The following is a 23401-nucleotide window of genomic DNA, read 5'->3' on the forward strand; positions in this document are numbered from 1 at the left end:
AATGTATATTGATCCAAAGATATTAGAGCGTATAAACGTTTGGCTCACACCAACTTTTGACGCAGAGACCCAGCATACAGTTAAAGAAATGATTGCTAATGACACTGAAGTTCTCGAAGATAGCTTTTATAAAAGTCTAGCTTTTGGAACGGGCGGAATGCGAGGAATAATGGGCGTTGGGGATAATCGTATCAATAAATATACGTTAGGTAAAAATACCCAGGGATTGAGTAATTACATGAAGCGTTCTTTCTCTTCGGAAAATTTAAAGGTTACGATAGCGTACGACTGCAGACACAACAGTAAAACATTAGCAAAAACTGTTGCCGATGTATTTTCGGCAAATGGAATCGAGGTATTTCTTTTTAGCGACCTCCGCCCTACTCCAGAATTGTCTTTTGCTGTAAAACACCTTAATTGTCATTGTGGTATTGTACTCACAGCTTCACATAACCCACCTGAATATAACGGTTACAAAGTATATTGGCAAGATGGTGGACAGTTGGTTCCACCGCAAGATAATGATGTAATAGCCGAAATAAACAGTCTTCAATATAGTGACATCAATTTCAATGCAGATGAAAGCCTTATTAAATTCGTAGACACCGAAGTTGATAACGCATTCGTCGAAGCATCAGTTAAAAACGGAAGTTTCAATACTTCAAAAGAAGCTAAAGAAAATTTAAAAGTAGTCTTCACTTCGTTACACGGGACATCGATTACTATGATTCCCAAAGTGCTAGAAATGGCGGGATATACCAATACACAAATAGTTGCGGAACAAGCCGAGCCCAATGGCGATTTTCCTACTGTAATCTCCCCGAACCCGGAAGAACCCGAAGCCTTAAAAATGGCAATTGAGATGGCTGAAAACACAAACGCAGACATCGTGATTGGGACAGACCCAGACTGTGACCGACTCGGTATTGCCGTTAGAAAAAATGAAGGCAAGATGACTATTTTAAGTGGTAATCAAGCCATGGCAATCAAGACACATTTCCTATTAAAAAATTGGAAAGCTCAAAATAAACTCAATGGAAAACAATTTGTAGCATCCACGATTGTTTCTACGCCTATGATTGCAAAAATCGCGGAACAATTTGGAGTAGAATATAAAGAAGGTTTGACTGGATTTAAGTGGATTGCAAAAATGGTAAAAGACTTCCCAGAGTTAGATTTTATTGGTGGTGGTGAGGAAAGTTTTGGTTTTATGGTAGGCGATTTTGTACGTGATAAGGATGCAGTTACTGCTACGTTGTTGGCTTGCGAAATTGCAGCCCAGCAAAAGGCTAAAGGCAATACATTATACGATTACCTCACCGAGATTTACAACGAAGTTGGTTATTTTAAAGAACACCTCATTTCGGTTACAAAAAAAGGCAAAAAAGGTGCTGAAGAAATTTCAAAAATGATGACATCGCTTCGGGAAAATACGCTAGCAACTATTGCTGGCAGAAAGGTGGTTCGCGTAGAAGATTATGATTCGAGCAAAGCAAAAAATATTGTAAAAGGTACTTCGGAAATATTAGACATTCCAAAAAGCAACGTGCTCATTTATTATACTGAAGACGGTAGTAAAATTGCAGCTCGCCCAAGTGGTACCGAACCAAAAATAAAATTTTACATCAGCGTAAAAACTTCAGAAAAAGAAGGCGCTATGGAACTGCTTCAGCAAAAAATTGAAGCGATAATAAAAGACTTAAAATTGGGGTAATCCCACGTGAATGACACCATTTAGAAAAATACTTCGCTACGCAATACCTTATAAAACGTATGCGTGGCTAAACGTTTTATCAAATATTTTTTATGCACTATTTGGAACCCTTGCAATGGTTTCATTATTTCCAATGCTCTCAGTCCTTTTTGGCGACACCGAAAAAATACATATTGAGCCTACTTGGACTGGAATCGCAGATGCAAAAGAATATGCAGAAAACTATCTCAACTTTTTTGTAACCCAAAAAGAAGCACAGGGAGTTGAAGATGTTCTAATCTTCATGGTCGGTCTTGTGATAGTGATGTTTTTATTGAAAAACCTTTTTGGATATTTTGCGATGTATTTTATTTCGTTTTTACGTAATGGAGTCATAAAAGATTTGCGCAACGATTTATACGACAAAACCGTTGATCTTCCAGTATCTTTTTATTCTGAAAAGAGAAAAGGAGATACAATTGCAAGAATAACGAATGATGTTCTCGAAATTCAAAACTCATTTTTATCAATCCTCGAGCTTATTGTAAGAGAACCTCTTATGATTTTATTCGCGATCGGGGCTATGCTACTTATAAGTGCAAAGTTGACTTTGTTTGTTTTTATTTTTATTCCTATTTCGGGAGTAGTTATTTCAATAATTAGCAAAAGTTTAAAGAAGCATAGTGATAAAGTACAGCAGGAACAAGGTGTTTTCCTTTCAATTTTGGAAGAAACATTAGGAGGTTTGAAAATCATAAAAGGTTTCAACGCAGAACGAATTTTCAGTTCAAAATTTAGAGATTCTACAACAAGGTTATTTAGATCTTCAAATACATTATTAAACAGACAAAATTTAGCATCTCCTACGAGTGAGTTTTTAGGGATTGTAACAATAGCCATTTTATTATGGTATGGTGGACAAATGGTTTTGGTTGAAAACACATTAGAACCTGAAGCGTTTCTTGTTTATATGGCCCTCGCATACCAAATTTTAACACCTGCCAAGGCGATTAGCAAAGCAAATTCAAGCATTAAGAGAGGGAATGCCGCGGCCGAAAGAGTGTTAGAGATTTTAGAAACCGAAAGTTCAATTAAAGACAAGCCAAACGCAATTGCAAAAGAAGGATTTAATAACGATGTACATATTGATAATATATCTTTCAAATATGAAGATGAATGGGTGTTGCGAAATTTCAGTCTAAAAGTGCCTAAAGGTCACACGGTAGCACTCGTAGGACAAAGTGGTAGTGGGAAAAGTACCATTGCAAATTTGGTAACGCGTTTTTACGACGTCAACAAAGGGCAAATTTTAATTGATGGACATGACATCAAAGATATAACACAAAATTCTCTGCGGGGTTTATTAGGATTAGTGACGCAGGATTCTATTTTATTTAATGATACAATTGCTCAAAACCTTCGCATAGGAAAAGAAAATGCCACCAAAGAAGAAATCATCGAAGCCTTAAAAATCGCAAATGCTTGGGAGTTTGTAAAAGATCTACCATTGGGTATTGAAACAAATATTGGTGATAGTGGAAATAAATTAAGTGGTGGCCAAAAGCAACGTTTGAGCATTGCGAGAGCTGTTTTAAAAAATCCGCCCATTATGATTCTTGACGAAGCCACATCGGCTCTGGATACGGAGAGCGAGCGTCTTGTTCAAGTTGCCTTAGAAAATATGATGAAAAACAGAACGTCTATTGTCATCGCACACCGCCTTTCCACTATACAAAGTGCTGATGCTATTGTCGTTTTAAATAAAGGTGAAATTGTAGAGCAAGGAAAGCATCATGAATTGCTCAAAAAGCAAGGGACGTATTATAATCTCGTTGAAATGCAGTCGTTGGGGTAGATATTAGGCTTAAATTTTAAAAACATAATCATCTAATATTTCAGTAAATAACATAAAAAAAGAGCGATTTGGGGCTTCGCTCTTAGTTTATAGTAACTCACATTTAGGGCTCGCAAGTTACTTGGTTTCATAAGTATACTGTAAATATATATTTTAACTATTTAACTCGCAAGAAAAAATGCATTTAATCTTAAAAAAATGCATTTAATCGTATAAAGAGTAATTTTATCACATAGAAATAATTTTATTTCTACAATAATTCTTACAAAAACAAAAACGGGATAGCCCCCGCTTAATCCCGTTTTTAGTACGATTCTATTACATTTGAGGCATATAATAAAAAAGTACAAATCTTACTTCCACAAATATATAAAGAATTTTCCTACAAAAAAGAAATTTATGCAATTAATCGTATTTATTTTTACTTAATCGATATAACCGCCTGTTTTGCAACATTTCTGAAATAAGAATTAAACTATTTTAAATAATAATCGTCATAGTAAAAACATAACTTTGAAAGAGGAAAAAGCATTTATTAAAAAATTAATTGCTCCCGCAACAAGAAATATCGCCTTTAATGAGTTGGTTACACTTTACAAGGAGCGCATGTACTGGCACATTAGAAAAATTGTGCTTAGTCATGACGATGCAGATGATGTACTACAAAACACTTTTATCAAAGTCTACAAAAATATTGATTCATTTAAAGGTGACAGTAAATTATACACATGGATGTACCGCATTGCAACAAACGAGTCTCTCACATTTATTAAAAAGAAAGCAAAGCGAATGCATATTTCGCCAGGAGAAATACAGGAACGTGCAATTGAAAATTTAAAAACAGATGTTTATTTTGAAGGAGATACCATTCAATTATTATTGCAACAAGCAATAGCCACACTACCACAAAAGCAACAGTTAGTTTTCAATATGAAATATTTTGAATCACACACATTTGAAGAATTATCAGAAATTTTAGAAACCTCGGTGGGTGGATTAAAAAGCAGTTATCATATAGCCACAAAGAAGGTGACAGAATATCTCAAAGCCAATGAAACTTTTTAAACAAAATTGAGTCATAGAAACAATGAAAGACAATACCCAACATACACACGGTTTTAAAATGCCCGAAGGCTATCTTGAGGATTTTCAAAAGAATCTTCAAATAAAGATGGAACTTAATGATGCATCTTCAAATACGGGCTTTAAAGTTCCGAAAAACTATTTTGAATCTATAAATGGTACTGATTTTACTTCGGAAATTTCAAAAACTGAAACTAAAGTTATTAATTTAAAGAGATTCGCTTTTGTTGGAATTTCAATAGCCGCCTGCCTTGCCATCATATTTACTTTGACAAAAAATCAATCTCCCACATCACTTGACACCATCGCGATGACGAGCATTGAGGAATATATAATTTCAGATAACATTTCAATTTCACTCGACGATATTACTGCAGAAATATCTGACGATGAAATGGAAGCTCTTGAAACCGAAGACGTTCTGTTTCAAGAAACAACGCTAGAGGATTATCTTCTAGAAACCATTGACACTTACACAATTTTAAACGAATAGAAATTTCCGAAGTGGAAAAACTAAAAACAATAAATATGAAAAAAATAATGATTGTTCTATTTCTATGCACCATAGCGATGAACGCACAAGAAAAAAGATTTGAAAAAATTAAAGCATACAAAACAGCACATATTACTGAAGCATTATCGTTAACAGCTTCAGAAGCTGAAAAATTCTGGCCCATTTATAATGCTCACGAAGAGCAAATGATGCAACTACGTAAAAAAGAACGCGAAGAAGTTTTTAATAAACTGAAAGATGGTGGAGTAGATAATTTAACAGATGCCGAAGCAAATTCACTCATTGAAAAACATCAAAGCATTAAAGCCGAAGGGTTAAAAAATGAAGCGAATTTGCATAAAGCATTACGAGGTGTCATCTCACCCCAAAAAATAATCAAACTTCAAAAAGCCGAAGAAGATTTTAAGAGAAATCTATTGCGCCGTTTTAACAAAAGAGGAAACAGGGGAGAAAAAGATGATAGAAGAGAATTCCCACGAAGATAATCGTCAGAGCTGAATCTTAATAAGCTCGGTAAAATTTCTAAATCTATTTGAATTTTATCGAGTTTTCCTATTCAAAAACTAATCTCGAGATTTTATTATTTCCACTTGCGAAAGCAATAGAGTCATTTACAAACTCGATGGCATAAAATCCTTCACTTGATAACTCAACCCAATCTTCACCTTTATTATCGCTATATGAGATTCCCGGAGAACCTACTGCCACGAGCCATTGACCATTAGTGTTGGGCACAAATTTTACCGAGGAGCGATAGCCGGGACCTTTTCCATTACTCAATAATTGCCACGTTTTACCTCCATCCTTTGTGATAGCTTTATTTCCCTCATTAAAATCTTGTTGCTCCCAATCTCCACCAAAAATTACGCCTGTAGTTTCATCAAAAAAATCAATGCTGTAAATTCCTGTCATTATTTTTCCCTGCACAATAGGCGTGTTGAACACTTCCCACGTTTTGCCTTTATCGGCCGAGTGAAAAACCCTTGCACGCTTCCCTCCTGTTGCAATCCAAGCGTGGTCATCAACAATCGCAATGTTTGAATTACTCGCAGCAAATGCCGCCTCTCCCTCAATAATGGGTGGTAAAACATCGCAAGATAATTTATTCCAAGTGTTCCCGCCATCTCTTGTAATTAGAATAGAAAGACATCCATTAATAGGATCTCCCATTGCAATACCTTCCTTTTCGTTCCAGAAATTCATAGCGTCATAAAATACTCCTTCTCCATTTTCAACATATACTTCGGTCATATTTTGTGCTTCATTATTAGCAACATCCATTTTATAAAGAACTGCTGGATTTTCAATGCTCAAAACAAAAAACGCTTTTTCTGTTTTTGCAATGGCTCTAAAATTTAAAACCTTTTCTTCATATTTTACAGTGGCAATTTTTGGGATTTTCCCATCCAATAATCCAACAACTCCCCTATTTGCAGCAAACCAAACACTATTTGCATCTTGAGGCGCAAGGGCTCGCACGCTTAGACTGTCTGATAAAATTTCAGTAATAGTAACACTGATAAATGGTTGTCTCGTTTCCGAAGTACAAGAAATAAAGAGTATGATAGAAAGTAAGAAAAAAATGAAACGCATTTTAATAAATTTTAAGTAAAAGTAACCAAAACTATTCATTGTCATTATTATACCTTTGCACAAAATTATGCCTGCAGAAATGTGGTGCATTTGACTAGAATTTATGAGATTACACCGCACATTAGTATTCGCCACTATCGACTCGTTAACCCAAATTTTTAACGATGAAAAAATGGCATCCAAAGTACTTAAAGATACTTTAAAAAAAGATAAACGTTGGGGAGCAAGAGACCGCGCATTTATTGCTGAAACCACGTACGACATTGTGAGATGGAAACGTTTATATGCCGAAATTTCTGAAGTTAAAGAGCCTTTTAAAAGAGAAGATTTATTTAGAATGTTTGCTGTTTGGGCAACCATGAAAGGTATTAAATTACCAGATTGGCCACAGTTTGAAGGTACTCCAACACGCCGAATTAAAGGAAGATTTGATGAACTTTCAAAAACTCGAAAAATTAGAGAATCTGTTCCCGATTGGTTGGATGAACTCGGCGAAAAAGAACTCGGTAAAAAATGGGATAAAGAAATCGCAGCTTTAAATCAACTTGCTGATGTTGTATTACGCGTAAATCCATTAAAAGCAACAATGGAGCAAGTAGAAAACGAACTCAATGATGCCGAGATTAGAACCGACCGCATTAAGGGATATCCTCACGCATTAAAATTAGTGGAGAGAGCCAATGTATTTGTGACTGATGCCTTTAAGAATGGTTGGTTTGAAGTACAGGATGCATCTTCTCAAAAAGTAGCTGCACTGTTAGACCCAAAACCCGGCCAACGTATTATAGATGCTTGCGCTGGAGCTGGAGGGAAAAGTTTACATATTGCTGCGCTGATGGAAAATAGCGGGCAAGTTTTGTCGCTGGACATTTACCAGAACAAATTAAACGAGTTGAAGCGAAGAGCTCGACGTAACGGGATTCATAATATTGAAACTCGATTAATCGATTCGACAAAAGTGATTAAAAAATTAATTGGAAAAGCAGATAAAGTTTTATTGGACTCCCCTTGTACCGGCCTTGGCGTGTTGAAGAGAAATCCGGACACAAAATGGAAAATGAATCCAGATTTTATTTCTGAAATTACCAAAACCCAAGCAGAAATACTTGATTCATATTCGCGAATGGTAAAGCCTGGTGGCGAATTAGTTTATGCCACGTGTTCTATTTTACCAAGCGAAAACGAAAAACAAGTAAAAGCATTTTTAAAAAGAGATTCGGGTAAAGATTTTGAATTTGTAAAAGAAGAGAAAATTCTCCCCTCTAAATCAGGATTCGATGGTTTTTACATGGCTCTATTAAAGAAAAAAACACAAGACTAAATTTCTCATGAAAAAGACAACACTCTTATTTGCACTATTTTTTACAGGGATTGCAATTGCACAACAACCTTATTATAACGACGTTGATTTAACCTTAACAGGGCAAGCACTTTACCAAGAATTACAACAAAAAATTGACATAAACAACAATACGTTTACATACGGAGACATTAGAGATAGCGTAAAATTTACAGATGAAGACCCACAAAATGCAAGTAATGTTCTATTGATTTATGGTTATGATGACTCTAACTGTACCAACCAACGAAGTAGGGATAAAGATGATTTTGGAGGTACGACTTGCGAATATAACAGAGAACATACATTTGCACGTTCAAACGCAAATCCTTCGATGGGAACTGTAAATAACGCAACTACAGGAATAGGTGCAGATCCACATAACTTGCGCCCAAGCGATCAACAAATGAACAACAATAGAGGGAGTAAAAAATTTGCTGCAGGCTCAGGGAATGCAGGCAATGTTGGAAGTGGAAACTGGTATCCAGGGGATGAGTGGAAAGGTGATGTAGCACGTATAATGATGTATATGTACACACGTTTTGGAGATAGATGTTTGCCTTCCTTAAACGGTGTAGGAGCAACGCAAAGCGGAAATGATATGTTACAAATCTATTTACAGTGGAACATTGAAGATCCCGTTAGCGATTTGGAAGACCAAAGAAATCCGTATACAGAAACGAATTACGGCAACCGAAATCCATTTATTGACAATCCATATTTAGCGACACTTATTTGGGGAGGTGATGCCGCAGAAGACCGCTGGAATTTATTTTCTGTGAATGATAATTTGTTATCTCAAATATCTATTGCGCCTAACCCTGCAACAGAAAAAGTTTCTATCTACAATATAAATATCAATGAACCTGTGACCGCCATTATTTATTCAGTAAATGGTACTAAGGTAACAGAACTTGAAATCAACGATAAAAAGACTATAGACATAAGTTCACTATCAAACGGTCTATATTTATTGAAGGTATCAAGTGGAAATGCTTCAATCACTAAAAAACTAATTGTTAATTAATGCGAAATATTTTTAAGTGATAAATTAATGAAAATTAAAAAGGGCGTTCACATTTTATGAACGCCCTTTTTATTATTATGCATATTATTATCTAACTAAAATCTTCTTACTCATCGATGTATTCGCATTATCTATTTTCACTATATAAACACCTTTAGCATTAGCAGCCATGTTTACTTGAGTTTTATAACCTCCAATCGATTGAGTTAAATCTCCAGAGTTAATCTTTTTCCCTGTTATATCAAAAATGTCATACGAAACATTTCCATAATCTGAATTTGTAGCCAGATTAATTTCATATATACCGTCATTTAAAGGATAAATCAACAAATCTCTAGTTGCGAAAGAGTTTTCATTTACTCCAAGAATTTCTTCTTGTAAATAATTGTATACAAATTCATCATTCTCATTGTAAGTATCGGATGCTAATAACGTTTTCGCAGAGACCAAATATTCCGAGTCATCTTCTAACAAATTAAGAGTCACACTAAATTCGTGTGTTCCAACTTCGCCAGGATTTAAGGTTCCATCATACGTATCTGTGGCCATCAAAACACCATCTAATCGTAACTCAATCTCAAAATTAGATTGTGGATTTGTTCCAAAGTTAGCCACTCTTGCTGTAAAAACTTCAGCATCTGTAAAAGGGCCTTCATAAAGAGGGTTTAAAAAACCATAAACAGCTACATCATCTGCTTCACGATCTCCTAAAGTAAATGAAGTAATTCTAGTTTTCCAAAAGTTGTTGGAATCACCCATATATTCTCCAGTAAACCAAAATGTCCTATTATCTATATCCATAGTCATTTGAGAATAATCACCAAATCTGTTGAAAGTACCAACACCACCTTCACCTTCTATGATAGTTGTTTCAGCTATAGTCATTAATCCCATGGGATCATCTGCCATTCTTCCAGTAAATCTTAGACCTGGAAAAACAGAACTAGAAGAAACATTATATGCAAGTCCAAAGTTTCCATCTTTATCAATGCTCATACTTCCCATAAATCTATTAAGGTCATCACCAAGAGCGTATGTTCCCTCTTGAAACACAGAAAAAGGACCATTATCAACATTACGAAGTTCAATCCATCGAATTCCACCTAACTGTGAACCTATATCTGAATTGAAATTCACTAACAGAGAGTTATATCCATCAAAACTTCTAAAATTAGCCATGTAAGAAATCACACCACCTATACCATCAATTCGTTGATTTGTTCCTGGCTGAGAAAAATCTCCAGAACCAAAAGGACTAAAAAAACTATCAAACGGTTGAACTGGAATTTCGACAGGTGCTGAAATCGAACTTGTTCCGTCAAAATCAATATCTAATGTCCAAATTTTTAAATGATCATTATTTACTCCGGTCCATGCATCATCTTGTAAATAAACAATATACCCAGGAGCGTCTGTTGGAGAAACTCTTCCCAGTAAATTTGCAGGCTCAGGACTAAAAACCGTGTTTGGGTTTCTAACAACACCAGGTAATGAAAAACCAACCAATGCTGGGTCTTCACCTCCAGATAACATAATTTCTCTATCAAAAGCGTATGTTGTTTGACCACCTTTATTTGCCGTTAAAAAATAAGCATTTGGCCATACTGCATAATGTGGGTAATCAGGAAAAGTGCTTAGAGGGTATTGATACACATAATAAGACCCTGTAGGGTCTGCAGTAGTTGAAACTGCAATTAAAAGAGCATTGTTTGCTGTTCTAAATTGGCTTACAAAAAAACGATCCGCAAGTTGGTCATACATTACTATAGGATCTCCATTTCCACCAATACCAAAAACCGTATTTAAGTTAATAGGCCCAGCTAAAGAAGTACCTGCTTTATCAAAAATCCTCAACCTCAAGTTTACAGCGGTAACATAGTGATCAGGACCTACCGCTCCAGATGGATCCGGAGGAATTGAACCTCCTGCTTGAGCAATATTAATTCCATCAAAATTTTCTTCAAGATCTAAAGGACCATATAATGGAGCCTCAGTTTGAACTAGAGGATCAAAACCATCTGCCGAGCCTTCTGTAGTCATTCCTCCAGTATAAGTAAATCTTTGGTCAATTCTAAATTGGTCTGTAATATTCCCTTCAAATACAGGCGCTGTTTCAGCATCTCGCAATGGTAAAGATTCTCCAAGAAATACCCCTTTGGCCATAATAACAGGTGGGTAATTTTCCTGAGCAAAAAGTGAGCCCACTCCACATATTAAAGCAAGCCCGAGAAATATCTTTTTCATAGTATAAATTTTTAATTGGTTATAAATAATTATTTTTCTTTAAGTTTCAAAAACTTTATTGTGATCAATCAAACTTGTAATAAACAATAAAACTAAGCAAATATTAACTTTGAATTATCACAACTAAATTAACGTGTATAAAGATACGGCATATTGTTGACAACTGATTAATAAAAGCACCTAAGTGATACTTTTATTAGAAAAATATACACTGAAAAATAGCTACCTTTGCGCTGTTCTTAAAACTATCATACAATGATTCACTTTTTTGGAGATGTAAAACACAGCATTTTCGCAGTGCAGACTTCCGCAGAAATTTCGGCCAAAGATGCCAAAAAACTAGTATGGCTTTTTGGCAACCAATCTAAAATTGACAAGTCCGTTTTGACGGATTTTTTTATTGGGCCACGTGCAGCAATGATTACTCCATGGAGTACAAATGCCGTTGAGATTACCCAAAATATGGGTATCGAAGGGATTATTCGCATTGAGCAATTTTTTAATGCTGAAACGAGCCAAGAATTTGACCCTATGCTGTCCCAAAAATATCCTGAACTCAATCAAGATATTTTTAAGATTGACATTACGCCCGAACCTATTTTAGAAATAGACGATATTGGTGCCTATAATAAAGAAGAAGGTTTAGCTCTCAACGCCGAAGAAGTTATCTATTTAGAAAACCTTTCAAAAAAATTAAATAGAAAATTAACAGACTCTGAAGTTTTCGGTTTTAGCCAAGCAAATAGTGAACACTGCCGTCATAAAATTTTCAACGGCACATTCATCATCGACGGTGAAGAAATGCCTTCTTCATTATTTAAAATGATACGTAAAACTTCCGCAGAAAACCCTAACGGAATTGTTTCTGCTTACAAGGACAACGTTGCATTTGTTAAAGGGCCAAAAGCAGTACAGTTTGCACCTAACACACCGGACAAACCAGATTACTACACAAATAAAGATTTTGATAGTGTAATTTCACTCAAAGCCGAAACGCACAACTTTCCTACAACAGTAGAGCCATTTAATGGTGCTGCAACCGGCAGTGGTGGCGAAATTAGGGATCGTCTCGCAGGCGGAAAAGGTTCGTTGCCATTGGCGGGAACTGCCGTTTATATGACAAGTTATTCAAGGTTAAACGAGAATAGACCCTGGGAAAAAGCAATGGATGCGCGTGAGTGGCTGTACCAAACACCACTGGATATTTTGATAAAAGCCAGTAATGGAGCATCCGATTTTGGAAACAAGTTTGGACAACCTTTGATAACAGGTTCTGTATTAACTTTTGAACATACCGAAGCAAATGACGCCAGAAAACTTGGTTTCGACAAAGTAATAATGATGGCGGGTGGAATAGGCTACGGAAAAGCAAACCAAGCATTAAAAGACACGCCACAAAAAGGAGATAAAGTAGTAATTCTCGGTGGTGAAAATTATAGAATAGGAATGGGCGGCGCAGCAGTTTCAAGTGCTGACACAGGCGAATTCTCTAGCGGAATTGAACTAAATGCAATCCAGCGTTCCAATCCCGAAATGCAAAAAAGAGCTGCAAACGCTGTACGCGGAATGGTGGAAAGCGACCAAAACCCTATTGTTTCCATTCACGATCATGGCGCTGGTGGACACCTCAATTGTTTGAGCGAATTAGTGGAGGATACTGGTGGAAAAATTAACCTTGATGCCCTGCCTGTTGGAGACCCTACACTTTCTGCAAAAGAAATTATTGGGAATGAATCGCAAGAACGAATGGGTCTTGTCATCGCTCAAAAAGACGTAGAAACTTTAAAAAGAGTTGCAGATAGAGAACGCTCTCCCATGTACACAGTGGGCGATGTTACTGGCGACCATAAATTTGTTTTTGAAAGCAAAACCACAGGTAAAAAACCAATGGATTTCAATTTGGTTGATATGTTTGGAAGCTCTCCAAAAACAATCATGAATGACAAAACAGTTGTTCGCGATTATCACAATGCGAGCTACGACATAAAGGACTTAAAAACATATATTGAACAAGTATTGAAAATAGAGGCTGTTGCGTGTAAAGACTGGTTGACTAACAAAGTGGACCGTTGTGTAACAGGTAAAGTAGCAAAACAACAATGTGCAGGTCTATTACAATTGCCATTGAACAATTGTGGTGTAATGGCGCTTGATTATAATGGAAAAGAAGGTGTAGCTACGAGTCTTGGACACTCCCCTATTTCTGGTTTGATCGACCCGGTCGCAGGATCTAGAAATTCAATTACGGAGTCCCTTACAAATATTATTTGGGCACCACTTGAAGAGGGTTTAAAGAGTGTTTCACTCTCAGCAAACTGGATGTGGCCTTGTAATAACGAAGGCGAAGACGCACGTTTGTATAAGGCAGTTGAGGCTGTTAGCGATTTCTCCATCGAGCTCGGGATAAATGTTCCCACTGGTAAAGATTCGCTTTCTATGAAGCAGAAATACAAAAACGAAGAAGTAATTTCTCCGGGAACTGTCATCATTTCTGCTGCTGGTCATTGTAACGATATTAAAAAAGTTATCGAGCCAGTTTTACAGAAAAATAAAGGGAGTATTTATTACATCAACATCTCTCAAGACGACTTTAAACTTGGGGGCTCTTCTTTTGGACAAATCCGCAATAGCATTGGTAACGAAGCGCCTACGGTAAAAAATGCCAAATATGTAAAAACTGTTTTCAATACGATACAAGAATTGATTTCCCTCGGAAATATTAGCGCGGGACACGACGTTGCTTCAGGAGGATTAGTGACTACTTTATTAGAAATGTGCTTCGCCGATGTAAATCTTGGTGCGAATTATGACCTAACGGAAATTTCAGAAACAGATACCATTAAATTGTTATTTGCTGAAAACTGCGGAATCGTTTTACAACCTACCGAAGATTCGGTTTTAGAATCGGCACTTTCAAACGCTGGAATTACATTTCATAAAATAGGAAACGTTACAAAAAGTGATACTGTTGAAATTATAAACGGTGCTGAAAAATTTAGTTTCTCTGTTTCAGAAATGAGAGATACTTGGTACAATACTTCGTACCTTTTTGATAAAAAACAAAGTGGTAAAAATGCCGAAGCTCGTTTCAGCAATTATAAAAAACAACCGCTCGATTTTAAATTTCCAGCACATTTCAGCGGAAAAATGCCCGCGATTGATGCTAGCAAACCTAGAATTAAAGCTGCAATTATTAGAGAAAAAGGAAGTAACAGTGAGCGCGAAATGGCAAATGCAATGTACCTCGCTGGATTTGATGTAAAAGACGTACACATGACCGATTTGATTTCCGGTCGCGAGACGCTTGAAGATATAAAATTTATTGCCGCTGTGGGAGGATTTTCCAACAGTGACGTACTCGGGAGTGCGAAAGGATGGGCGGGAGCTTTTTTGTATAATGAAAAAGCGAACAGGGCTTTGAAAAACTTTTTTGCGAAAGAGGATACGCTTTCTTTGGGAGTTTGCAACGGTTGCCAACTTTTTGTCGAATTGGGCCTTTTGACTCCAAAAGATGAAGAAAGACCAAAAATGCTCCACAACGATAGCGGGAAGTTTGAATGTTCATTTACATCGGTGAAAATTGAGGAGAATAATTCGGTGATGCTCTCTAGTCTTGCCGGAAGTACGTTGGGAATTTGGGCAGCACACGGTGAGGGTAAATTCTCATTTCCGAAGGCGGAAAATCAATATGATATTGTAGCTAAATATGGATATGAAGGATTTCCAGCAAACCCAAATGGCAGTGATTTTAACACCGCAATGTTTACGGATGCTACGGGAAGACATTTAGTGATGATGCCGCATTTAGAACGCTCAACATTTCCTTGGAATTGGGGACATTACCCTAGCAATCGCAATGATGAAGTTTCGCCATGGCTCGAAGGCTTTATCAATGCTAGAAAATGGTTAGAAGCTAAATTATAGTCTCATATTCATATCATATTATAGTCCTCAACGTGTAAGGTTTCCTTAACTTTGAGGACTACTTATTTTTTTATTAATTACACCTATTTTTTATGAAGAATTTTCTCCTTATCGCCTTTTTGTTTGTCAGTTTTGTTGGGTTTTCTCAACAGGAACGAGAAAAATTCCAACGAGCGAAAATCTCTTATTCTCAAATTGAAGATTTATCACGTTTAGAATCTATAGGGCTTCCCGTTGATCATGGAATCCACAAAAAAGGATTTTATGTTATTTCTGAATTTTCACAATCTGAATTGCAAACCGCTCGTGAAAATGGATTTCAAGTAGATGTATTGGTTGATGATTTACAAGCAGATTTTGAGCGAAGAAATGCGTTGAGAGAACCCTACAGAAATGCAGATTGTCCAACTAGCGGAGAGGATTATGCAACGCCAGTTAACTTTCAACCAGGCTCAATGGGAGGCTATTTAACCTATCAAGAAGTTTTAGACAATTTGGATCAAATGCGCGCATTGTACCCTAATTTAATTTCAGCAAAACAGAATATAAGTACCTTTTTAACGGAGGGACAACCCGATAATTCGGTGACTCCATCAATTGGTGGCAACGGAATTAAATGGGTGAAAATCAGTGATAATCCAGATACTGCTGAAAATGAACCGCAAATATTATATTCAGGGATTCACCATGCGCGGGAGCCAATTTCTATGCATCAGTTAATTTTTTATATGTGGTATTTACTTGAAAATTATGATACAGATTTAGAAGTGCAGAGTATTGTAAATAATAGCGAACTGTATTTTGTTCCCGTCGTAAATCCTGACGGGTATTTGTATAATGAAAAAACAAATCCTAATGGTGGTGGTTTTTGGAGAAAGAATAGAAAAAACAATGGTGGCGGAGAATTTGGTGTAGATAACAACCGTAATTACGAGTATTTTATTGACGGAAACCCAAACAACGGAATGTGGGGTGGCGAAGGCTCTTCTGGAAATCCAAATTCAGATGTTTATAGAGGTAACGGACCCTTTAGCGAAGTTGAAAATCAAGCGATGAAATGGTTTGTAGAGCAGCATGATTTTGTGATGGCTTTTAACAATCATTCTTTTGGAAACTTATTGTTACGCCCTTTTGGGTATGCAGTTAATCAACCCTCACCGGAAGAAACATTGTTTGCTGGTTTGGGTGAAGAGCTAGTTTCTAGAAATGGATTCAATAATATTTTATCTTCTGAATTGTATGCAGCTGCTGGCGATAGTGATGATTTTATGTATGGCACCGTAGGAACCCACGATAAAATTTATGCGTACACGCCAGAAATAGGCCCAGAATTCTGGCCTCCCTCAAATCAAATCATACCACTCTCCAAGGGAATGATGTATTTTAATTTGACATCCTCAAAGATGATTAATAATTATGCCAGTGCAAAAGATACAGCTCCCTTATATACTGGTGAAGGGGCTGTTGTAAATGCAACATTCAATATTCGCAGACTTGGATTACAAGGAAATGGAAATTTTACCGTGACTTTAAATCCTTTAAGTTCAAATATTATTGCCGTTGGAAATCCTGTTGCCTTCAGTGCAATGGAACTTTTAGAAACTCAAGCTGGAAATATACAATATACCTTGGGCGGAAATGTTAACAGCGGTGACCCTATCGTTTATGAACTAAAAGTAAATAATGGAATGTTTGACACAACCGTGTTGGTTTCAAAAACATTTGGTTCCTTGACTCCTATTTTCTCTGATCCCGGCGATAGCGTTACAGATAACTTTACCAATGATGGCTGGGGTACAACAACTAGTACTTTTGTGTCCCCATCAAGTTCTATAACAGATTCTCCTAACGGAAATTACGGCAACAATAGAAATGAAATAATTACGCTAAGCAGTCCAGTGGATTTAACAGATGCCACAGGAGCGAACGTAACATTTTATACCAAGTTTGAAATTGAAAGCGGATTTGATTACGTCCAATTTGAAATTTCAACAAACAACGGGAACGACTGGATACCGCAATGCGGGAAATTTACAAAAGCTGGATCAGGAAATTTTCAACCCCAAGGACAACCGTTATACGATGGAAATCAAACCGATTGGGTTTTGGAGGAAATCGACCTTAGCGATTATATTGGCGAAACCATTATTGCACGATTTCAGTTACGAACAGACCAAGGAGCTACTGAAGACGGTTTCTATTTTGACGATTTGACATTCAATATTGTCAACGAATCGACTTTAAATACTCAAGATGTAGCGGTTTCAAATTTCGGAATTTATCCAAATCCCGTGAACGATATTTTGAATATTACAACATCGATGTCAAATTACACCATTGAAGTTTATAATGTACAAGGGCAGTTAGTGGCTTCGGAAATGAGAAACAATGGCACAAGTACTTTTGATTACAGTCAATTAGCAAGCGGACTCTACATTATGAGATTAACTTCAGAGGGTGCTTCTGAAAGTTTTAAGGTTGTTAAAAAGTAAGCTCAATAAAATTTATTTACGAAAGCCGCATTAATAACTGCGGCTTTTTTGATTATTGAAAATAACCTCTAGATTAACTATCGTAATTTATAAATGGAGGGAGGGAATAAAGAGTTTTCATTATTTGTAGTTATTTTTTTTTAATTAACTTTAATCACATGAATTATATATCTACCCTCGTCCTATTTTTTTGCATTTTTACTTTCAATATCAATGCACAGATAAACTATTATTGCGAACCCTCAGATCTGGTTTATGAAACTCCTACAAATTATCGTTCTGGAAGTCTTGCTGGTATTTACCTTACCTATCAAGAAATGTTGGACGACTTAGACCGGATGAAATCTTTATATCCAGATTTGATTACTTCAAAATCTCCAATCGGTGACTTTAGGACGGAGGGAACACCCAATGATTCTGTATCACCGAGCATAGGGAACAACCCTATCTATTGGGTCAAGATTTCTAAAAATCCCGATATTAATGAAGACGAGCCTCAAGTTTTATACGACTCACAAGTACATGGCGACGAATGGGGGTCTATGCATCAAAATATTTTCTTTATGTGGTATCTATTGGAAAATTATGGAAAGGATGAAAAAATCACTGCCATAATAAACAATGTAGAGTTATATTTTATACCCACCTTAAATGTTGATGGCTTTTTATTTTCTGAATTTACATACAATAAATATGGAACAGTTACCGGAGGAAGAAAAAATAGACACGATGCATTTGGGGATTATGAAGGTGTTGACATCAACAGGAATTTTAACCGCTTTGTTGACGGAGACCCTAATCAAAGTACTTGGGGACTTGGAGATATTGGTGGAATTCTATCAAATCCTAACTCTTACAGTTACGCTGGTACCGAAGCTTTTTCTGAAATAGAGTCTCAGGCTTATAAATGGTTTGTGGAACAACACAACTTTAGTTTTAACATAACATCACATAATAGTCACGGAGACGATTTTACTACTTCTGCTAATATTCCTTACCACGACAATCAATCAATAAATCAGGATAAAGATTATTATACAAATTCGTTATACCAACTAAGTAATTTAACCCGGGTTGGTCGAACAGTGGGTTCTAATAGAGGGGGGTTAATACCAGATTTTAACTATGGGACTGAAAACAATCACGAACCAATAATTTCAATTCTTACTGAAACCTCTTCAGCCCCTGGTTTAATCGTTGACTCAAGGCAGCGTTTGGATAGTATCAATAAAGAAATGATTACCAATAATTTAGCGATTTCACAGTTGTCACTCCCATTTACTATAGCAAAAGATAAACAAAATCCGTTTGTTGGCAATTCATTGAACACTCAAGTTGCAGCGAGTATCCAAAGATTGGGGCGTGGCGATGGAGATTATACCGTTTATGTCGAGCCTGTTTCAGAAAATGTACAGCAAAACTTAAGTAAAGTAACCGTTGAAGATTTAGATATTCTTGAAGAAAGAGATGTAATTCTAGATATTTCATTATCGAACGATGTAAATTATGGAGATGAAATTAGCTACAACATTGTGATTGACAATGGACTTTATAAAACCTGGAAAAAAATCAATAAAATATTTGGTAAGCCAATTACCACTTCAATTTATAGTGAAGGAGATTTTAATGAAGTTTTTGATATTGTTGGAGATACGATTTGGAGCGTTTCAGGAGATGAATTTACAACACCTCCCAATGCTATTATTGGTAAGACGGAAAATGATTCTATCTCCTATTTAATTAGTAAAACCCCACTAAATCTTCAAGGAGCAGCTAAAGCAGTTTTAAGATATCAAACTAAATATAATTTATTTAATTTCTTAAGTTTTATACAATTTCAAGTTTCAGAAGACCAAGAAAACTGGATAACTCTTTGCGGTAATCTTACCAAATATAATTATCACGAGGAAAATACCAATATACCCGGATACTATAATACTCTTATTGATTGGAGCCAAGAAGAAATAGACCTAAATGAATTTTTAGACAAAACAGTTTACTATCGTTTTGCATTTGACCCGAACCCCTATAATACAGAGGTCAACTTCTTAATAGATGAAATATCACTCGAAATACTAACCAATGACGCAGGAAACGATACTGATTATCTTATATTCCCGAATCCAACGTCCTCTATCTTAAACATAGAAACAGATCAAAAAAATTACAATATTTTCATTTTTGACATTTTAGGCCAACTTTTATTGGAACAGAATAATATGTCCTTTGCTCAGACACTTGATGTGGAAAGCTATTCATCTGGCATATATTTCCTTAGGATGGAAAAAGGAAATGACAGCAGGACATTCAAAATCATTAAAAATTAATTTTTGATTATCAATTTACGAAAGCCGCATTATTTACTGTGGCTTTTTTAATTTGTGGGAATTTCAGCATAAAATATTTCAACTATTTTGCCTATTTTGCATATTCAATCCTTATTAATATGACAGACCCTAAAAGACTTTTTGACTTCCCATATTACCAATTAGAAAAATATCCTCAGGAAGGAGCCCTCGTGAGTAAGGTAAATGGGCAATGGATAAAAACCTCGACACAAGAATATATTGATAAAGCAAATGCGATAAGTCGCGGCCTGATCAAAATGGGTGTACAACCAAATGATAAAATTGCAATCATTTCTATGACCAATAGAACGGAGTGGAATATTTGTGATATTGGAATTTTACAAACCGGAGCGCAAGATGTGCCTATCTACCCTACCATTAGCGAGGAAGACTACGAATATGTTTTAAACCATAGCGAGTCGAGTTACTGCTTTGTTTCGTGTAACGAGGTGCTTGAGAAAGTGAATAAAATAAAAGCCAATGTTCCTTCACTTAAAGGCGTTTATTGTTTTGAAGAAATAAAAGGATGCGACAACTGGAGTGAAGTTTTAAAACTTGGTAATGACAACAAAGATTTGCAAGCCGAAGTTCAAAAAAGAATGGACGTTGTAAAAGAGGATGATTTGGCAACGCTCATTTATACTTCGGGGACCACAGGAAGACCCAAGGGTGTTATGTTAAGTCATAAAAATATTGCGAGCAACGCAAAACACAGTGAAGGCAGATTGCCCATTGTAATGGGTAAAAGTAAAGCATTGAGTTTTTTACCCGTTTGCCATATTTATGAGCGAATGCTTTTATATATGTACCAATATTGTGGCGTTAGTATCCATTTTGCAGAAAGCCTTGAAACCATAAGTGAAAACTTAAAGGAAGTTAATCCTCAAGTTATGACTGCCGTTCCTCGCTTACTTGAAAAAGTATATGATAAAATTATTGCCAAAGGAGCAGACTTAACCGGTGTTAAAAAGAAGCTATTTTTCTGGGCTGTCGAACTCGGATTAGAATGGGAACCTTACGGACAAAACGGGTGGTTATATGAAACAAAATTGAAAATAGCACGCAAACTCATTTTCAGTAAATGGCAAGAAGCTCTCGGCGGAAATTTAAAAGCCATTGCATCTGGTAGTGCTGCATTACAACCAAGACTTGCCCGTGTTTTCAACGCAGCAGATTGCCCAGTAATGGAAGGATATGGCTTGACAGAAACATCACCAGTAGTATCTGTTAACGATATGAGAAACGGTGGTTTTAGAATAGGAACCGTTGGAAAACCGCTTCCAGAAACCGAAGTTAAAATTGCAGAGGATGGTGAAATCCTCATCAAAGGCCCACAAGTAATGTTGGGTTACTACAAAGACCCAGACCAAACTGCTGAGGTTTTAAAGAATGGATATTTTCACACAGGAGATATTGGTGAAATTGACAAAGATGGATTCCTTAAAATTACTGATCGTAAAAAATCGATGTTCAAGACAAGCGGTGGTAAATATGTAGCACCGCAATTGATTGAAAATGCAATGAAACAATCAAATTTCATAGAGCAAATTCTGGTAGTGGGTGATGGAGAAAAAATGCCGGCGGCATTAATTCAACCTAATTGGGACTGGATTGCAGATTGGTCAAAGAAAAAAGGGTTAAATATTCCTACTGACACCAAAGAAGCTTCAAAAAACGAAGAATTGATTTCGCGTATTCAACAAGAATTGGATAAGTACAATGAGCGTTTTGGAAAGTGGGAAAAAGTTAAAACCTTCGCTTTAACTCCAGATGTTTGGAGTATTGAAGGCGGTCAATTAACGCCCACGATGAAAGCAAAACGAAAGGTAATCAAAGAAATGTATAAAGACCTCTACGAAGGATTATACGGTCGTTAATTTTAACATAATTTTGAGATACAAACCGCTTCAAAACAGGAGCGGTTTTTTTTGGCTGAAATATTAATGCTTTAAAATTTCAGAAAAAAAATTATAGCTGTTAACCTTTCAGAAATTAAGAACATAAAAGGGAAAACATTTAAACCTTTTTATCATGAAAACTATTTTAAAATCCATCTTTTTAATAGCAACGTTTTTATTTTTCTCTTGCGGAGGCGATGACGACACGGTCCAACAAGAAGAGGAACAAAACTTACTACCGCCACTTACATTTACCTGCGATGAAATTAGAGATTTATTAGAGTCAGACTATGTCTTTGAGGACAGAGGTAGTATAATAGATTATATCATCCCTTGCAAAATTGACATTGATACTGATGTAAAAATTAATCCAGGCGTAACGATAGCCTTTGAAAACGAAGGGGGATTTAACGTGAGAAATCAAGGATCCCTGAATGCTGTTGGAACTGCTCAACTTCCCATTATCATTACCTCCACCGAACTTACAAAGGGTGACTGGAAAGGTATTTTATTTGACAGTGATGACAATAAAAATATACTGGAATATGTAACAATTGCAAACGCTGGAGGTGGCGCATTTAATAGTAATGGAGATTTAGGTGCCATTATTACGTGGGCTGGAGCTCAGCTAACGGTGGCAAATTGCACTATAATTGACAGTGAGTCCCTGGGAATCAACATGAATTATAGAGAAGGGAACATTTCAATCTCAAACACAAGGATTACTGGTTGCACCTTCCCTATTCAAGGATATTCTGAATATATGGATGACATTTTAGGCGGAGATTATTCAGGAAATGAAACAGACGCAATTAGAGTTATCGGTTCAGGAAGTAATTCAAGCGGAATATGGACTAAACTTAACGTACCATACCGTCTTAATGGTAAACTAAATGTAAATAACGTATCACTTACAATTGCACCCGGTGTTATATTAGAATTTGAAAACGGTGCTTGGTTTGACGTGGGTGACCAATCAACATCTACCTTTAAAGCAGTAGGAACACCGAGTGAGCGGATTCTATTTACAGGGGTTACCAAGCAGCCTGGCTCATGGAAAGGGATTCGATATGAATTTACAAATTCGCCAGAAAACGAAATCTCTTTTGCAACAATAGAATATGCAGGAGCAACGACAGATTTTAACCAAGCTGCAATATATATCTGGGCAGAAGCATCTTTAAAAATGGATAATGTTTTGTTCAAGGATATCCCCGGTTGTGGTATTTGGGATAGCTACAATCCCAATGTAAACTTTAATGGAACCAATTTGACTTTTGAAAACACAGGTGGTACTATTTGTGGGAATTAATTTAATACTAATTAGCCAAGTTGAAGCCGCCCGTATGGGCGGTTTTTTTATTTATTCACTCTAATTTTAAATAGCAATT

The 23401-nt window shown here is 36.3% G+C and carries 14 protein-coding genes; 12 read left to right on the top strand and 2 right to left on the bottom strand.

The window, feature by feature from the left end; all coding sequences use genetic code 11:
- Position 1: 1 nt before the first annotated feature.
- The 5 genes from ACSHW7_RS08010 (at position 2) to ACSHW7_RS08030 (ending at position 5630) form a co-directional block, all read left to right on the top strand.
- Positions 2-1714, top strand: coding sequence for a phospho-sugar mutase (locus ACSHW7_RS08010; RefSeq protein WP_435678821.1), 1713 nt, complete (start codon positions 2-4; stop codon positions 1712-1714).
- A 10-nt stretch (positions 1715-1724) separates the two neighbouring features.
- On the top strand, positions 1725-3548 hold the full coding sequence (locus ACSHW7_RS08015) for an ABC transporter ATP-binding protein (RefSeq protein WP_435678822.1): 1824 nt from the start codon (positions 1725-1727) through the stop codon (positions 3546-3548).
- A 513-nt stretch (positions 3549-4061) separates the two neighbouring features.
- Positions 4062-4613, top strand: coding sequence for an RNA polymerase sigma factor (locus ACSHW7_RS08020; RefSeq protein ID WP_435678823.1), 552 nt, complete (start codon positions 4062-4064; stop codon positions 4611-4613).
- A 22-nt stretch (positions 4614-4635) separates the two neighbouring features.
- Complete coding sequence (locus ACSHW7_RS08025; RefSeq protein ID WP_435678824.1) at positions 4636-5124, top strand: hypothetical protein; 489 nt, start codon at positions 4636-4638, stop codon at positions 5122-5124.
- A 35-nt stretch (positions 5125-5159) separates the two neighbouring features.
- Positions 5160-5630 carry a hypothetical protein gene (locus tag ACSHW7_RS08030; protein ID WP_435678825.1) on the top strand — a complete coding sequence of 157 codons (471 nt, stop codon included), beginning with the start codon at positions 5160-5162 and terminating at the stop codon, positions 5628-5630.
- A gap of 67 nt (positions 5631-5697) precedes the next feature.
- On the opposite strand, the gene ACSHW7_RS08035 is transcribed toward ACSHW7_RS08030, so the two are convergent.
- Positions 5698-6738, bottom strand: coding sequence for a WD40/YVTN/BNR-like repeat-containing protein (locus ACSHW7_RS08035; protein WP_435678826.1), 1041 nt, complete (start codon positions 6736-6738; stop codon positions 5698-5700).
- Positions 6739-6841: 103 nt separating this feature from the next.
- Between ACSHW7_RS08035 and ACSHW7_RS08040 the strand changes: the two genes are divergently transcribed.
- Together ACSHW7_RS08040 and ACSHW7_RS08045 are read left to right on the top strand one after the other, a co-directional pair.
- Positions 6842-8059 carry an RsmB/NOP family class I SAM-dependent RNA methyltransferase gene (locus ACSHW7_RS08040; protein WP_435678827.1) on the top strand — a complete coding sequence of 406 codons (1218 nt, stop codon included), beginning with the start codon at positions 6842-6844 and terminating at the stop codon, positions 8057-8059.
- A gap of 7 nt (positions 8060-8066) precedes the next feature.
- Complete coding sequence (locus tag ACSHW7_RS08045; RefSeq protein WP_435678828.1) at positions 8067-9104, top strand: endonuclease; 1038 nt, start codon at positions 8067-8069, stop codon at positions 9102-9104.
- A gap of 87 nt (positions 9105-9191) precedes the next feature.
- On the opposite strand, the gene ACSHW7_RS08050 is transcribed toward ACSHW7_RS08045, so the two are convergent.
- A complete protein-coding gene (locus tag ACSHW7_RS08050) occupies positions 9192-11348 on the bottom strand; it encodes a T9SS type A sorting domain-containing protein (RefSeq protein ID WP_435678829.1) in 2157 nt (718 codons plus the stop codon).
- Between the two features lie 255 nt (positions 11349-11603).
- Here ACSHW7_RS08050 and purL point away from each other — a divergent pair, with 255 nt between their 5' ends.
- From purL to ACSHW7_RS08075, 5 genes are all read left to right on the top strand, one after another.
- A complete protein-coding gene (gene purL, locus ACSHW7_RS08055; RefSeq protein ID WP_435678830.1) occupies positions 11604-15272 on the top strand; it encodes a phosphoribosylformylglycinamidine synthase in 3669 nt (1222 codons plus the stop codon).
- Positions 15273-15364: 92 nt separating this feature from the next.
- Positions 15365-17764, top strand: a complete 2400-nt coding sequence (locus tag ACSHW7_RS08060) for a M14 family zinc carboxypeptidase (protein ID WP_435678831.1) — start codon at positions 15365-15367, stop codon at positions 17762-17764.
- 158 nt (positions 17765-17922) lie between these two features.
- Positions 17923-20091: a M14 family zinc carboxypeptidase gene (locus tag ACSHW7_RS08065; RefSeq protein ID WP_435678832.1), complete on the top strand. Its 2169-nt coding sequence runs from the start codon at positions 17923-17925 to the stop codon at positions 20089-20091.
- Between the two features lie 119 nt (positions 20092-20210).
- Positions 20211-21989 (top strand): AMP-dependent synthetase/ligase, encoded by a 1779-nt coding sequence (locus tag ACSHW7_RS08070; RefSeq protein WP_435678833.1) that lies wholly within the window; start codon positions 20211-20213, stop codon positions 21987-21989.
- Positions 21990-22143: 154 nt separating this feature from the next.
- Positions 22144-23322: a hypothetical protein gene (locus ACSHW7_RS08075; protein WP_435678834.1), complete on the top strand. Its 1179-nt coding sequence runs from the start codon at positions 22144-22146 to the stop codon at positions 23320-23322.
- Positions 23323-23401: the final 79 nt, after the last annotated feature.

This window comes from Patiriisocius sp., from assembly GCF_051252435.1.
In the GTDB taxonomy this organism is placed as follows: Bacteria; Bacteroidota; Bacteroidia; order Flavobacteriales; family Flavobacteriaceae; genus Patiriisocius.

Coding starts and splice junctions, on each gene's coding strand:
- ACSHW7_RS08070 (WP_435678833.1), top strand. CDS start 20,211: ATGACAGACCCTAAAAGACTTTTTGACTTCCCATATTACCAATTAGAA.
- ACSHW7_RS08035 (WP_435678826.1), bottom strand. CDS start 6,738: ATGCGTTTCATTTTTTTCTTACTTTCTATCATACTCTTTATTTCTTGT.
- ACSHW7_RS08025 (WP_435678824.1), top strand. CDS start 4,636: ATGAAAGACAATACCCAACATACACACGGTTTTAAAATGCCCGAAGGC.
- ACSHW7_RS08030 (WP_435678825.1), top strand. CDS start 5,160: ATGAAAAAAATAATGATTGTTCTATTTCTATGCACCATAGCGATGAAC.
- ACSHW7_RS08015 (WP_435678822.1), top strand. CDS start 1,725: ATGACACCATTTAGAAAAATACTTCGCTACGCAATACCTTATAAAACG.
- ACSHW7_RS08010 (WP_435678821.1), top strand. CDS start 2: ATGTATATTGATCCAAAGATATTAGAGCGTATAAACGTTTGGCTCACA.
- ACSHW7_RS08045 (WP_435678828.1), top strand. CDS start 8,067: ATGAAAAAGACAACACTCTTATTTGCACTATTTTTTACAGGGATTGCA.
- ACSHW7_RS08075 (WP_435678834.1), top strand. CDS start 22,144: ATGAAAACTATTTTAAAATCCATCTTTTTAATAGCAACGTTTTTATTT.
- ACSHW7_RS08065 (WP_435678832.1), top strand. CDS start 17,923: ATGAATTATATATCTACCCTCGTCCTATTTTTTTGCATTTTTACTTTC.
- ACSHW7_RS08040 (WP_435678827.1), top strand. CDS start 6,842: ATGAGATTACACCGCACATTAGTATTCGCCACTATCGACTCGTTAACC.
- ACSHW7_RS08050 (WP_435678829.1), bottom strand. CDS start 11,348: ATGAAAAAGATATTTCTCGGGCTTGCTTTAATATGTGGAGTGGGCTCA.
- ACSHW7_RS08060 (WP_435678831.1), top strand. CDS start 15,365: ATGAAGAATTTTCTCCTTATCGCCTTTTTGTTTGTCAGTTTTGTTGGG.
- purL (WP_435678830.1), top strand. CDS start 11,604: ATGATTCACTTTTTTGGAGATGTAAAACACAGCATTTTCGCAGTGCAG.